Source organism: Nonomuraea sp. NPDC050404 (assembly GCF_040655495.1).
GTDB lineage: Bacteria > Actinomycetota > Actinomycetes > Streptosporangiales > Streptosporangiaceae > Nonomuraea.
Genome location: NZ_JBFAKB010000056.1, coordinates 29,305 through 42,113, shown reverse-complemented (window position 1 = coordinate 42,113; position 12,809 = coordinate 29,305). Strand labels below are relative to the sequence as shown.

Annotated in this window: 14 protein-coding genes; 11 read left to right on the top strand and 3 right to left on the bottom strand. The window is 69.5% G+C overall.

The annotated features are described in order from the left end of the window. The first annotated feature begins 193 nt into the window (after positions 1-193). From AB0I81_RS62400 to truB, 4 genes are read left to right on the top strand one after another with little or no spacing between them, the layout of a single operon-like run. Entirely contained in the window at positions 194-490 is a 297-nt protein-coding gene (locus tag AB0I81_RS62400) for a DUF503 domain-containing protein (RefSeq protein WP_360679905.1), read from the top strand. A gap of 54 nt (positions 491-544) precedes the next feature. Continuing rightward, positions 545-1,003: a 30S ribosome-binding factor RbfA gene (gene rbfA, locus AB0I81_RS62395; RefSeq protein WP_360679903.1), complete on the top strand. Its 459-nt coding sequence runs from the start codon at positions 545-547 to the stop codon at positions 1,001-1,003. Beyond that, on the top strand, positions 1,000-2,040 hold the full coding sequence (locus tag AB0I81_RS62390) for a DHH family phosphoesterase (protein ID WP_360679900.1): 1,041 nt from the start codon (positions 1,000-1,002) through the stop codon (positions 2,038-2,040). The genes rbfA and AB0I81_RS62390 overlap by 4 nt, the downstream gene beginning before the upstream one ends. After that, on the top strand, positions 2,040-2,912 hold the full coding sequence (gene truB, locus AB0I81_RS62385; RefSeq protein WP_360679897.1) for a tRNA pseudouridine(55) synthase TruB: 873 nt from the start codon (positions 2,040-2,042) through the stop codon (positions 2,910-2,912). Before AB0I81_RS62390 ends, truB begins: the two co-directional genes overlap by 1 nt. 24 nt (positions 2,913-2,936) lie before the next feature. Here truB and AB0I81_RS62380 read toward each other — a convergent pair whose 3' ends face one another. Continuing rightward, positions 2,937-3,956, bottom strand: coding sequence for an SAM-dependent methyltransferase (locus AB0I81_RS62380; RefSeq protein WP_360679894.1), 1,020 nt, complete (start codon positions 3,954-3,956; stop codon positions 2,937-2,939). 82 nt (positions 3,957-4,038) lie between these two features. Between AB0I81_RS62380 and AB0I81_RS62375 the strand changes: the two genes are divergently transcribed. Then, on the top strand, positions 4,039-4,962 hold the full coding sequence (locus AB0I81_RS62375) for a bifunctional riboflavin kinase/FAD synthetase (protein ID WP_360679891.1): 924 nt from the start codon (positions 4,039-4,041) through the stop codon (positions 4,960-4,962). 187 nt (positions 4,963-5,149) lie between these two features. Here AB0I81_RS62375 and AB0I81_RS62370 read toward each other — a convergent pair whose 3' ends face one another. Next, entirely contained in the window at positions 5,150-5,740 is a 591-nt protein-coding gene (locus tag AB0I81_RS62370; protein ID WP_360679888.1) for a TetR/AcrR family transcriptional regulator, read from the bottom strand. A 78-nt stretch (positions 5,741-5,818) separates the two neighbouring features. Between AB0I81_RS62370 and AB0I81_RS62365 the strand changes: the two genes are divergently transcribed. The 6 genes from AB0I81_RS62365 to AB0I81_RS62340 all read left to right on the top strand — a co-directional run bounded on the left by AB0I81_RS62365 (position 5,819) and on the right by AB0I81_RS62340 (position 11,960). After that, the gene (locus AB0I81_RS62365; RefSeq protein ID WP_360679885.1) at positions 5,819-6,247 is read left to right on the top strand and encodes a VOC family protein; all 429 of its coding nucleotides are present in this window, start codon (positions 5,819-5,821) and stop codon (positions 6,245-6,247) included. 131 nt (positions 6,248-6,378) lie between these two features. After that, positions 6,379-6,648: a 30S ribosomal protein S15 gene (rpsO, locus tag AB0I81_RS62360; RefSeq protein WP_360679882.1), complete on the top strand. Its 270-nt coding sequence runs from the start codon at positions 6,379-6,381 to the stop codon at positions 6,646-6,648. A 298-nt stretch (positions 6,649-6,946) separates the two neighbouring features. Then, positions 6,947-9,274, top strand: coding sequence for a polyribonucleotide nucleotidyltransferase (locus AB0I81_RS62355; protein ID WP_360679879.1), 2,328 nt, complete (start codon positions 6,947-6,949; stop codon positions 9,272-9,274). Continuing rightward, complete coding sequence (locus AB0I81_RS62350; protein WP_360679877.1) at positions 9,271-10,581, top strand: pitrilysin family protein; 1,311 nt, start codon at positions 9,271-9,273, stop codon at positions 10,579-10,581. Before AB0I81_RS62355 ends, AB0I81_RS62350 begins: the two co-directional genes overlap by 4 nt. Positions 10,582-10,591: 10 nt before the next feature. Further along, positions 10,592-11,329, top strand: a complete 738-nt coding sequence (dapB, locus tag AB0I81_RS62345) for a 4-hydroxy-tetrahydrodipicolinate reductase (RefSeq protein WP_360679874.1) — start codon at positions 10,592-10,594, stop codon at positions 11,327-11,329. A gap of 148 nt (positions 11,330-11,477) precedes the next feature. Beyond that, positions 11,478-11,960 carry a GNAT family N-acetyltransferase gene (locus AB0I81_RS62340; RefSeq protein WP_360679871.1) on the top strand — a complete coding sequence of 161 codons (483 nt, stop codon included), beginning with the start codon at positions 11,478-11,480 and terminating at the stop codon, positions 11,958-11,960. A gap of 97 nt (positions 11,961-12,057) precedes the next feature. On the opposite strand, the gene AB0I81_RS62335 is transcribed toward AB0I81_RS62340, so the two are convergent. Continuing rightward, on the bottom strand, positions 12,058-12,762 hold the full coding sequence (locus tag AB0I81_RS62335; RefSeq protein WP_360679868.1) for a GAF and ANTAR domain-containing protein: 705 nt from the start codon (positions 12,760-12,762) through the stop codon (positions 12,058-12,060). Between the last annotated feature and the right edge of the window lie 47 nt (positions 12,763-12,809).

Here is a 12,809-nt window from a genome sequence, read left to right as displayed (position 1 = left end):
GCGACCTGCGTCTCGGGCACCCGCGCGAGCCAGCCCGCGTCCTCGGCGATCGCGCGATGCCCGGAACTGCTCAGCCAGGCCCACGTCATCGGCGGGACATCCGCCGGGCGCCTCTCGCACGCCATGGCCTGGTTCCCACCGCAGCAGGCCGGGCGTGCGTTCACCTCACCAGGCCAAGCGGTGGTGACCAACGATGTATGTGGGTGCTCTGACCCTGGACATCCTGCTCGGCGACGTCAGATCGCTGAAGCAGAAGCGCTCTGTCATCCGGCCGCTCATCGCCGAGCTGCAGCGCCGTTATCCCAGCATCGCCGTGGCTGAGACCGGCCATCTCGACCTTCATCGCAGAGCGGAGGTCGGTTTGGCGGTTGTCTCCGCTTCTGCGGGTAACTGCAAGGAGGTGCTGGACGCCTGCGAGCGGATGGTGGCGTTCCGCCCCGAGATCGAGCTGCTGTCGGCCCGGCACCGGCTCTACAACGACGAAGATTGACTGATAGCAGATTGAACGACTGCACGGCCAGGACGTGCGTGAGGGGGAGCGAACATGGTGGATGCAGCACGAGCGCGCAAGCTCGCCGACCGCATCCAGCAGATCGTCGCCGAGATGCTGGAGCGCCGGATCAAGGATCCGCGTTTGGGCTTCATCACCGTGACCGACACGCGTATCACCGCTGACCTGCGCGACGCGACGGTTTTCTACACGGTGTTCGGGTCGGACGCGGAGCGGGCCGACAGCGCCGCCGCCCTCGAAAGCGCCAAGGGGATCATCCGTTCCGAGGTGGGCCGGCAGACCGGGGTGCGTTTCGCCCCGACACTGACGTTCACGCACGACCCGCTGCCCGACAGCGCGCGCCACCTGGACGAGCTGATCAACGCCGCCAGGGCGCGCGACGCCGAGGTGGCGCGGCAGGCCGAGAACGCCGCCTACGCCGGTGAGGCCGATCCGTACAGAAAGCCCGACGAGGAGGAGGACTCCGAGGTCGCCAGGGAAGACAAGGCGTGACGCCCGACGTGCGCGACCGGGCCGAGCACTCGCCCCGGCTGGAGCGGCGGCCCGCGGACCACTGCCCGATCCCCGAAGCGTCGTGGGATCGGGCGTTGCGGCTGATCGGCGAGGCCGACGAGGTCGCGCTGGCCTGCCACGTCACGCCCGACGGTGACGCGCTCGGGTCCATGCTGGCCGTGGCGTTCGTGCTGCGCTCGATGGGCAAGCGCGTGGTGGCCTCGTTCGGCGACCGGCACTTCGCGGTACCCAGGCTGCTGCGGTTCCTGCCCGGCCAGGAGATGCTCGTGCCGCCGGAGGACTATCCGGCCGCGCCCGAGCTGATGATCGTGTTCGACTGCTCGACGTTCGAGCGGGTCGGGCTGCTGGGCGCCAACGCCGCCTCGGCACGCGAGGTCATCGTGGTCGACCACCACCCGTCCAACTCGGGGTTCGGCTCGCTCGACCTCATCGACGCCAACGCCGCGGCCACCGCCATGCTGGCCGAGCAGCTCGTCTACCGGCTCGGCGGGCGGCTCGACCTGGACATCGCCACCTGCCTGTACGCGGGGCTGGTGACCGACACCGGGTCCTTCCGCCACTCCTCGACCACGCCCGCCGTGCACCAGATGGCGGCCAGGCTCGTGGCGACCGGGCTGCGTACCGACGAGATCGCCCGCGAGTTGTGGGACCGTTCGCCGTTCGGCTATCTCAAGGTGCTGGCGAACGCGCTGGAGCGGGTGACGCTGGAGGGCGGGCTGGTGTGGACGTACGTGTCCCGGGTGGACCGGGCCGCGTACGGGCTGCCGTACTCCGAGCTCGAAGGCGTCATCGACATCGTGCGCCGCACCGACGAGGCCGAGGTCGCGGTCGTGCTCAAGGAGGACGACTACGGCGACTGGCAGGTCTCCACGAGGTCGAAGGGCACCGCCGACGTGGCGGCCGTGTGCACGGCGCTGGGCGGCGGCGGTCATCACAACGCGGCCGGCTTCACCTCCTACGACACGGTCGAGGAGACCATGGACAAGTTCCGGCGCGAGCTGGGGAAGGTTTCCTGATGGCCGAGAGCGGTCTGATCATCGTCGACAAGCCGGGCGAGTGGACTTCCCACGACGTCGTGGCCAAGATGCGGCGCTTCGCCGGCACCCGCCGGGTGGGCCACGCGGGCACGCTCGACCCGATGGCGACGGGCGTGCTGGTGGTCGGCGTGGAGAAGGCGACCAGGCTGCTGGGGCACCTGACGCTGACCGAGAAGGTGTACGAGGCCACGATCAGGCTCGGTGTGAGCACGAACACCGACGACGCCGAGGGCGAGGTCACCGCCACGGCCTCGGCGTCGGAGGTCACGGCGGCCGAGGTGCACAAGGGCGTCGCGGCGCTGACCGGTGAGATCATGCAGATCCCGCCGCAGGTCAGCGCGATCAAGGTGAACGGGCAGCGGGCCTACAAGATGGCCCGCGCGGGCGAGACGGTCGAGCTTCGGGCCAGGCCCGTCACCGTGCGCGGGTTCGACGTGCTCGACCTGCGCGCCGGCGGTGACGTCGTGGACGTGGACGCGGTCGTGACCTGCTCCAGCGGCACCTACATCCGTTCGCTGGCCCGTGACCTGGGCGCGGCGCTTGGCGTGGGCGGGCATCTGACGCGGTTGCGGCGCACCCGGGTGGGGCCCTACGACCTGTCCCTGGCCAGGAGCATCGAGCAGCTGGCCGAGCAGTTCGTGATCCTGCCGATCGGCGAGGCGGTGGCGGCGGCGTTCCCGCGCAGGGACGTCACGGCCGAGGAGGCCCGCGTGATCGGGCACGGCGGACGGCTGCCCGCCGCGGGGCTCGGCACGGGGCCGATCGGGGTGTTCGGGCCGGAGGGCGAGCTGCTGGCGCTGGTGGAGGAGCAGGGCCGGGTCGCCAAACCGCTGGCGGTCTTCGTCGGTTAGGCGGGGTCGGTTAGGCGGGGTCGGTTAGGCGGGCTTGCGGGCGACGATGATGTCGCGCACGATCGCCTGGTCCACCCAGTGTTCAAAGTCGGGATAGTCCAGCACTTCGAGGCCGGCGTCCGTGAGGATCCTGGCCAGCTCGGCGCTCTTGCCGCCGTAGGTGTTCCAGGAGATGCCCATCGCGCCGCCGGGCCGCAGCAGCTCGGCCCAGCCGGGCACGGCCTTGCCGAGCAGTTCCAGTGGGCTGCGGGACAGGCCGGCCCCGCCCTTGCTGCCGTGCTGGACGCCGTAGGGCGCGTCCGTCACCAGCAGGTCGAACGAGCGCGGCTTGAAGAACTCGCGGCTCTTGAGGGTGTCGGCGTTGACCACGGTCAGATGTTGCACGTCACCGGCCTTGACGGCCTCCTTCGACTGGCCGAACGTGACGTTGAGCCGCCGCCCGACCAGGGCCCGCTCGCGGCGCACCGGCACGGTCTCGGCGGTGTGCTTGAGCCGTCTGTTGCGCAGCCAGGTCTTGATGAAGCCGCTGTAGGCCTCGAAGTCCTTGCCGTCCACGTCGAGGCCGTAGGCGTCGTAGCCGTACATGAGGGCCTGGTTGAGGGTGGTGCCGCGGCCGCACAGCGGGTCGAACACCGACAATCCGTCGGCCAGGCCCTTGTCGCCCGCCAGCGCCGTGACGTTGAGCAGCAGCTTGGTGAAGTGCTCGTTGGTCTTGCCCGCGTACTTCTGGATCGTGATCAGGTCGCTGCTCAGCCGGTCGCGCGACTGCATGGCCAGGGGCCGCAGCAGTTCTCCCTCCATGCCGAAGACGGCGTAGACGGAGGAGAGGTTGGACAGCAGCCGGACGTCGGGCTCGCTCAGCGGGCTCGTGGTCTCGAACGTCACGTACGGCACGCCGCCGATCCGCTGCTCCGCGCTGTCCAGGACCTCGCCGTCAAGGGCGCGCTCGCTGAAGACGGCCAGCTCGGCGCGGGTCAGCCGGATGGAGCTCTCACCGTAGACCCGGTTGAAGGCGGGCAAGATCAGAAGCGCGTAACGAGGCATGATGCCCGATGATAGTCCCCTCGATTGGGGGGAATGGCGCGGCGCATGGCAGGCTTGTACGGGTTGATCCGGGGACGAGCGAATGGGGCCTAGCGTGCAGGGTTCGGAGAGGGCCGTCGTCACCATCGGCGTGTACGACGGGGTTCACCGTGGGCACCAGCGGGTGGTCGAGCGCACCGTGGCCGTCGCCCGCGAGCGGGGGCTGCGCAGTGTGGCCGTGACGTTCGAGCCGCATCCCGAGGAGGTCGTGCGGCCCGGGTCGCATCCCCACCGGCTGACCGGCGCGCGGCGCAGGGCCGAGTTGCTGACGGAGCTGGGGATCGACGAGATCGACGTGGTGGAGTTCACGCTCGGCCTGTCGCGGACGACTCCCGAGGAGTTCGCGCAGAACGTGCTGGCCGAGCGGCTGCGGGCGGCGGTCGTGGTGGTGGGGGAGAACTTCGCGTTCGGCCAGGGCGCCAAGGGCAACATCGAGACATTGCGGACGCTGGGCGAAATATACGACTTCGAGGTGGAAGTCCTGCCGCTGCTCGACGACGTCTCCTCGACCTCGATCCGCGAGCTGCTCGTCGAGGGCGACGTGGCGCAGGCCAGGAACCGGCTAGGCCGGCCGCACCGGGTGGAGGGCGTGGTCGTGCGCGGCTACCAGCGCGGCCGCCAGCTCGGCTTTCCCACCGCGAACGTGGAGACGCCGCAGTACACGGCGATCCCGGCGGACGGGGTGTATGCGGGGTGGATGGAGTGCGTGCCGGTGGCCAACCTGCCGGTCGTGTACGCGGGCGAGCGCTGGCCCGCGGCGATCTCTGTCGGCACGAATCCGACGTTCGAGGGCGTTCCGCGTACGGTCGAGGCTTATGCCCTGGACCGCGATGACCTGGAGCTCTATGGGGTGCACGTGGCGGTGGAGTTCGCGGCCCGCCTGCGCGGCAACACCCGCTTCGACTCGATCGAGGCCCTCATCGCCCAGATCCACGCCGACGTCGATGCCACCCGCCGCCTCACATAAGCCCTCCATCTTTTACGCGCTGCCGTGGCCTCCCACCCACCGTCGCCGGCTCGCGGCTGTCCAGGGAAACGGCCTCTGACCGGTCAGTGGCGCGCCACCGTCACGCGAGCCCCAGTTACCCGGCCACGTGGTTTTCCTCTCGGTGGCCTCGCTGATCTCACCCACCGCTTCACCAACCTCACCGACCTCATTGGTTTCGGTAGCGGAGCGACTCCAGCAGTTGGGAGAGCGCCGTCAGGGTGTCCTCCAGGTCTGTCGGGCCGGTGGATTGGGCCAGCCAGAGTGCGGCCTCGTTCATCGCGCCCGACAGTAGCCGCGTGAGGGGGGCCACCGGCTGCGGTGTGATCGTGCCGTCGGCCACCAGTTCGGTCAGCGCCTCCGCCAGGTGTGCGGCCGAGGTGGTCTCGTCGATGGCGCGCCACTCGCTCCACCCCAGCACCGCGGGCCCGTCGATCAGCATGATGCGCTGCACCTCGGGATCAGTGCCCGCCTCGACGAACGCCGCGCAGCCGTTGCACAGCCGGTCCCAGGGATCGTCCGTCGCTTCCGCCGCGGCCACCACCCGCGCCGCCACCTCCTGTTGCACCTGCTCCAGCACGGCGCGGAACAGCGCCGGTTTGCCATCGAAGTGGTGGTAAAGGGCCCCTTTGGTCACCCCCGACTCGCGCACGATCTCCGCCAGGCCCACCGCTGCGTAGCCCTTGGCGGCGAACAACCGCCTGCTCTCGGCGACGAGCGTCTGCCTGGTCCGCTCCTTCTGCTCGGCCCTGCTGGTCAAATGCACCCCTCTTTGACATACCGATGGTATGCGAACTAGCGTACCGCCACATACCGACGGTATGTGAAAGGCAGGATCATGAGACTCAGCAGCTTCTATCCGGTGATCTGCACCGACAAGGTCGTCGAAACGAGGGACTTCTACGTGCGCCTGTTCGGGTTCGAGGTGGCCTTCGAGGCCGACTGGTACGTGAGCCTGCGCCGCGGCCCCTACGAGCTGGCGCTGCTCGACCACACGCACCCGACCCTGCCCGCCGCCCACCGCAGGCCGGTCGCGGGCCTGCTGCTCAACTTCGAGGTGGACGACGTGGACGCGGAATGGGCCAGACTGGTGGAGGGGGAGGGCCTGACCCCCGAGCTGGCGCTGCGCGACGAGGACTTCGGCCAGCGGCACTTCATCGTCGCCGACCCCAGTGGCGTGCTGGTGGACGTCATCACGCCCATCGCCCCGTCCGAAGAGTTCGCCGCCGCGTACACACGGGACGCCGCACTGGACACGAGGTGGTAACCTTGCATGTCGGCTCTGTAGCGGCGGCGCTGCGCGCTGCCCATGACGGCCTTCACGCGGCGACTGTAGGCACGCACGGTCGTTCGCGCCCTTAATCTCATTCGCGCGTGTCCGTAGATTGAAGGAGAGCCGTGTCCCTCGACACCGCTGCCAAGAAGACCATCATCAGCGAGTACGCGACGGTCGAAGGCGACACCGGGTCGCCCGAGGTGCAGATCGCGCTGCTCAGCAAGCGCATCAGCGAGCTGACCGAGCACCTGAAGACGCACAAGCACGACCACCACAGCCGTCGTGGCCTGCTGCTGCTCGTCGGGCGCCGGCGCCGCCTGCTGAAGTACCTGCAGAAGGTCGACATCCAGCGCTACCGTTCGCTCATCGAGCGGCTCGGCCTGCGCCGATAGCGTGAAAAGGGAGCGGCGTTCGCGCCGCTCCCTTTCCATTTGGGGTAGGACCCCATACGGTCAGGCGCGTGGCGTCGGAAAAGACCCCGGCGCCTGACGTACAACTGAAGATCCGAGACACACAGCCCCCGCGTCCGCTCAGCACCATGCGACCCGCGACGCCTGCGGGCCGGTCCTCGGTAGTGGCTTCCGGTAAGTGACGCACTTGACCGGGCGCTTCGATCGAAGACCGGCGCTGCACCTAACGAGGGTGCCGGTGAGAAAAGGGCGCGGGAGACCGACCACAAGGAGGTCCCCCGTGGAGGGTGTCCACACTGCTGAAGCCGTCATAGACAACGGCGCGTTCGGCACGCGCACGATCCGGTTCGAGACCGGCCGGCTCGCGCGTCAGGCGGCGGGTTCCGCCGTCGCCTATCTCGACAGCGACACGATGGTGCTTTCGGCCACCACCGCTTCCAAGTCGCCCAAGGAACAGTTCGACTTCTTCCCGCTGACGGTGGACGTCGAGGAGCGCATGTACGCCGCGGGCCGCATCCCCGGCTCGTTCTTCCGCCGCGAAGGCCGTCCCTCCGAGGACGCCATCCTCACCTGCCGCCTGATCGACCGGCCGCTGCGCCCGTCGTTCGTCAAGGGCCTGCGCAACGAGGTCCAGGTCGTGGCCACCGTCATGGCGCTCAACCCCGACCACCTCTACGACGTGGTGGCCATCAACGCCGCGTCGCTGTCCACCCAGCTCGCCGGGCTGCCCTTCTCCGGGCCGATCGGCGGCGTGCGCGTCGCGCTGATCGACGGCCAGTGGGTGGCCTTCCCGACGCACCCCGAGCTGGAGCGGGCCACGTTCGACATGGTCGTGGCCGGCCGCGTGCTCGCCGACGGCGACGTCGCGATCATGATGGTCGAGGCCGAGTCCACCAGGGACACGCTGAAGCTGGTCGCCGAGGGCGCCGTCGCGCCCACCGAGGAGACCGTCGCGCAGGGCCTCGACGCCGCCAAGCCCTTCATCAAGGTGTTGTGCGAGGCGCAGTCACGCATCGCGCAGGTCGCGGCCAAGGAGACGGCCGAGTACCCCGTGTTCCTGGAGTACCAGGAGGACGTCTACACCTCCGTCGAGGCCGCGATCAAGACCGAGCTGGCCGCCGCGCTGACCATCGCCGGCAAGCAGGAGCGCGAGACCGAGCTGGAGAGGGTCAAGGCGCTGGCCGCCGAGAAGCTCCTCACCGAGTTCGAGGGCCGCGAGAAGGAGATCTCCGCCGCGTTCCGCTCGGTCATGAAGAAGCTCATGCGCGAGCGCGTCATCAAGGAGGGCATCCGCATCGACGGCCGCGGCACCAAGGACATCCGCGCCTTGTCCGCCGAGGTCCACGTGGTGCCCCGGGTGCACGGCTCGGCCCTGTTCGAGCGCGGTGAGACCCAGATCCTGGGCATCACCACCCTCAACATGTTGCGCATGGAGCAGGTCATCGACACGCTCAACCCCGAGCGGACCAAGCGCTACATGCACAACTACAACTTCCCGCCCTACTCCACCGGCGAGACCGGCCGCGTGGGCTCGCCCAAGCGCCGCGAGATCGGTCACGGCGCGCTGGCCGAGCGGGCGCTGATCCCGGTGCTGCCCACGCGCGAGGAGTTCCCGTACGCCATCCGGCAGGTCTCCGAGGCGCTCAGCTCCAACGGCTCCACCTCGATGGGCTCGGTCTGCGCCTCCACGATGGCGCTGCTCGACGCCGGTGTGCCGCTCAAGGAGATGGTCGCGGGCATCGCGATGGGCCTGATCGGCGAGGGTGACAGCTACGTCACGCTGACCGACATCCTCGGCGCCGAGGACGCCATGGGCGACATGGACTTCAAGGTCGCCGGCACCAAGGACGTCATCACCGCCCTGCAGCTCGACACCAAGCTCGACGGCATCCCCGCCAGCGTGCTGGCCGGCGCGCTCAAGCAGGCCAAGGGCGCCCGCCTGGCGATCCTCGACGTGATGCAGGAGGCGATCGACTCTCCGGCGGAGATGAACCCGACCGCGCCGCGCATCATCACCATCAAGGTCCCCGTGGACAAGATCGGCGAGGTCATCGGCCCGAAGGGCAAGATGATCAACCAGATCCAGGACGACACGGGCGCCGAGATCACCATCGAGGACGACGGCACGATCTACATCGGCGCCACCGACGGGCCCTCCGCCGAGGCCGCCCGTTCGGCGATCAACGCGATCGCCAACCCGCACATGCCGGAGGTCGGCGAGCGCTACCTGGGCACGGTCGTCAAGATCGCCGCCTTCGGCGCGTTCATCTCGCTCATGCCGGGCAAGGACGGCCTGCTGCACGTCTCCCAGATCCGCAAGCTGCACGGCGGCAAGCGGATCGAGAACGTCGAGGACGTCATGAGCGTCGGCGAGAAGATCCAGGTCGAGATCGCCGAGATCGACGGCCGGGGCAAGCTCTCGCTGGTGCCGGTCGAGGTCATCGAGAAGGAGGCCGCCGAGAAGGAGGCGAAGGGCGCGTCCGGCGACGCTCCCGCCGAGGCTCCCGCACAGCCCGAGGCCGCCGCCGACGACAAGGCCGACCGGCCCCGCCGCACCCGTACGCGCGTGCGCAACACCCGCACCGAGGGAGACGACCGGAACTCGTGACGACGACCACGCTGCACCCCGGCAAGGACGGAGCCGGGGTGGTAAGGCGCACCGTCCTCCCGGGTGGGCTGCGCGTGGTGACCGAGACCATGCCGACCGTGCGCAGCGTCGCGGTCGGCATGTGGGTCGGCATCGGCTCGCGTGATGAGGCCCCCGAGCACATGGGGGCCACCCATTTCCTTGAACACCTGCTGTTCAAGGGCACGCCCACGCGCGATGCGATGGAGATCTCCGCCTCAGTCGAAGGCATCGGCGGTGAGATCAACGCCTTCACCGCCAAGGAGTACACCTGCTACTACGCGCGGATCCTCGACGAGGACCTGCCGATCGCGGTGGACGTGCTCGCCGACGTGGTGACCAGCTCGCTGGTGGCCGAGGAGGACGTCGAGTCCGAGCGGGGCGTGATCCTCGAAGAGATCGCCATGCACGACGACGACCCCTCCGACGTGGTGCACGAGCAGTTCGCCGCCGCGCTCTACGGTGACTCGCCGATCGGCCGGCCCATCCTGGGAACGGTCGAATCGATCAACGCCCTCGGGCGGGAGCGGATCGCCGAGTACTACCGCACCTACTACCGGCCCCGCACGACGGTCGTGTCCGTGGCCGGCAACATCCGGCACGAAGAGGTCGTCGAGCTGGTCGCCCGGGCCTACGAGCGGGCGGGCGCGCTCGTAGGCCCCGCCGAGTTCGCGCCGCCGCGCACCAGCGGGCCCGGCGCCGCGACCCACTCCGGCGTCACCGTGCTCGACCGGCCGACCGAGCAGGCCAACCTGGTGCTCGGCACGACCGGGCTGGCCCGTACCGACGACCGCAGGTTCGCGTTGGGCGTGCTCAACGCGGCCATGGGCGGCGGCATGTCCTCCCGGCTCTTCCAGGAGATCAGGGAGAAGCGCGGCCTGGCCTACTCCGCCTACAGCTACACCTCGGCCTACGCCGACACCGGGCAGTTCGGCATCTACGTGGGCTGCCTGCCGTCGAAGATCGACGACGTGCTCAAGATCTGCCGGGACGAGCTGTCCAGGGTGGTGGCCGACGGCCTGAGCGCAGATGAGATCATGCGCGGCAAGGGGCAGATGCGCGGCGGGCTCGTGCTCGGCCTGGAGGACACCGGCTCGCGCATGTCGCGCATCGGCAAGAACGAGCTGGTCTACGACGAGCTGATGTCGGTGGACGAGGTGTTGTCGCGGATCGAGTCCGTCACCCCCGAGGAGATCTCCGAGGTGGCTCGCGACGTGCTCAACCGGCCGCTCACACTGGCAGTGATCGGGCCGTACGGCGACAAGGACTTCGGCGACGCCGTTCGCTAGAGTTGGCCGCGTGATCAGGGTAGGTGTGCTCGGCGCCCAGGGGCGCGTGGGCGTTGAAGTGTGTAAGGCAGTCGAGGCGGCCACCGACATGGAGCTGGTGGCCGCGCTCGACAAGGACGACTCCATCGAGGGGCTCCAAGGCGCCGAGGTGGTGGTCGACTTCACCCATCCCGACGTGGTCATGGGCAACCTCGAATGGGCGATCGGTCACGGCGTCCACCCCGTGGTGGGCACGACCGGGTTCGACGAGGGGCGGCTGGAGACCGTACGCGGGTGGCTGGCGGGCAACCCCGGCACCAACTGCCTGATCGCGCCCAACTTCGGCATCGCGGCCGTGCTCATGATGCACTTCGCGCAGCAGGCGGCCCGCTACTTCGAGTCCGCCGAGATCGTGGAGCTGCATCATCCCAACAAGGCCGACGCTCCTTCCGGGACCGCTCGCCGTACGGCGGAGCTGGTGTCGCAGGCGCGGGCCAAGGCCGGGATGGGCGCGATGCCCGACGCGACGAGCACCGCGCTGGAGGGCTCGCGCGGGGCCGACGTCGGCGGGGTGCACGTGCACGCGGTGCGGTTGTCCGGGCTGATCGCGCACCAGGAGGTGCTGCTCGGCGGCGACGGCGAGATCCTCACGATCAGGCACGACACGATGAGCAGGTCCGCGTTCACGCCCGGGGTGCTGCTCGGCGTGCGCAGGGTGCGCGAGACGCCCGGCCTTACCGTGGGCCTGGAACCCCTGCTGGACCTGTAGGACCTGTAGGTGCACACGGCGTGCCCACGTCCGCACGCGGGCGTGGGCACGCCGTGAGGAGAGGGTCCCGGCTCCGCACAGCCGGGCCTACGATCATCAACCCTAATACCAGCTGCGAGATCCTCCGGAAACGTGGGATCGTGTCGGCATGGTGCGATGGGCCGAAGCCGGCGAACTGTCCGGGCTGGTCTCCGTGGAGCTGGCCGCGGATGGCATGTTCGAGCAGGCGGGCATCGTGTTCCCGCCCGGCACCACCATGATCGAAGAGGTGGACGACCCGGGCGCCGTGCTGGTGGAGGGAACTCCGCCGGTCGGGTTCGCGCTGATGGGGTGGGTGGATGGCAATCTGCACCTCGAACAGCTCGCCGTGCGTCCCGACGACATGAGGCAGGGCATCGGGGGGCGGCTGATGACGGCCGTGATCGATCACGCCCGCGCGGCCGGCGCGCCGGCCGTGACGCTGACGACGTTCCGCGACGTGCCGTGGAACGCGCCCTGGTACGAGAAGCGGCACGGCTTCCGCGTGGTGCCCGAGGCACAGTGGGGGCCGGAGTTGCGGGCGCTCGTCGCGCACGAACGGGACCTGGGCATCGAGGTCGCGCCGCGTGTGGTGATGAGCCGCGCGGTGTGACTCGCCCCTGAAGGGCCGCTGTACTGAGCGCCCTCCCCCTGCATGCGGCGGCGCGGCCGGGACCCGCAGGAGCGCTCTGAGCCGGGCGCAGGGCCCCTTATGTCCGGCGGCGGGCGATGTACTGGGGAGGTTCCTCGAAGCGGGAACGCTGCGGCGGCTCGCCGCTCACCTTCTCCACGATCGAGGCGGCGATCTGGTGCAGCTTGACGTTCTTGTCCTGGGAGACGTGACGTAATATCTCGAAGGCGCGCTGGGCGGTGCACCGCCGCTGCGCCATCACGATGCCGAGCGCCTGATCGATGATCGCGCGGGTGGTGAGCGCCTCCTTGAGCTGCGCCGCCACCTCCCGCATGCGGGCCGCGTCCAGCGACGTACGGAACAGCACGCCGATGTGGGCGGCGGTCAGGCTCATGACGATCAGCGTCTCGTCGGCGAAGGGGCCCGCCCGGCCGGAGTAGAGCGTGAGCACGCCGAGCAGCGTGCCCTCCGACTCAAGCGGCTCGCAGTAAACGCCGCGGACCTGCGCCGACTCGTCCGTGAAGCGCGGCCACCGGGAGTCGGCCGCCAGGTCGCCGGTCGTCACCCGCTGCCCCGTGTCGATGGCGTCGAGCACCGGCCCCTGTTTGATGGCCGACTGCAGTCCGTCGAGCAGTTCGGCCCGCGCGTGCGAACGGGCCGCGGTGCGGATGCCGTCGTCCGTGCAGAGGGCGACGCTGATCATCGTGGAGCCGGGCATCGTCCGCCCAGCGATGGTGACGCATTCAGCGAGTGCCCGCTCGAATTCTTCGATGTCGGTGGGCACAGTCGGCCGGTTCAGCACGATCCCTCGCGATCGCCGCGTCGGTCTGC

Bases quoted from the DNA above. Each gene is read 5' to 3' on its own strand.
- AB0I81_RS62400 (WP_360679905.1), top strand. From the start codon at position 194: ATGTATGTGGGTGCTCTGACCCTGGACATCCTGCTCGGCGACGTCAGA.
- rbfA (WP_360679903.1), top strand. From the start codon at position 545: ATGGTGGATGCAGCACGAGCGCGCAAGCTCGCCGACCGCATCCAGCAG.
- truB (WP_360679897.1), top strand. From the start codon at position 2,040: ATGGCCGAGAGCGGTCTGATCATCGTCGACAAGCCGGGCGAGTGGACT.
- AB0I81_RS62380 (WP_360679894.1), bottom strand. From the start codon at position 3,956: ATGCCTCGTTACGCGCTTCTGATCTTGCCCGCCTTCAACCGGGTCTAC.
- AB0I81_RS62375 (WP_360679891.1), top strand. From the start codon at position 4,039: ATGGGGCCTAGCGTGCAGGGTTCGGAGAGGGCCGTCGTCACCATCGGC.
- AB0I81_RS62365 (WP_360679885.1), top strand. From the start codon at position 5,819: ATGAGACTCAGCAGCTTCTATCCGGTGATCTGCACCGACAAGGTCGTC.
- AB0I81_RS62340 (WP_360679871.1), top strand. From the start codon at position 11,478: ATGGTGCGATGGGCCGAAGCCGGCGAACTGTCCGGGCTGGTCTCCGTG.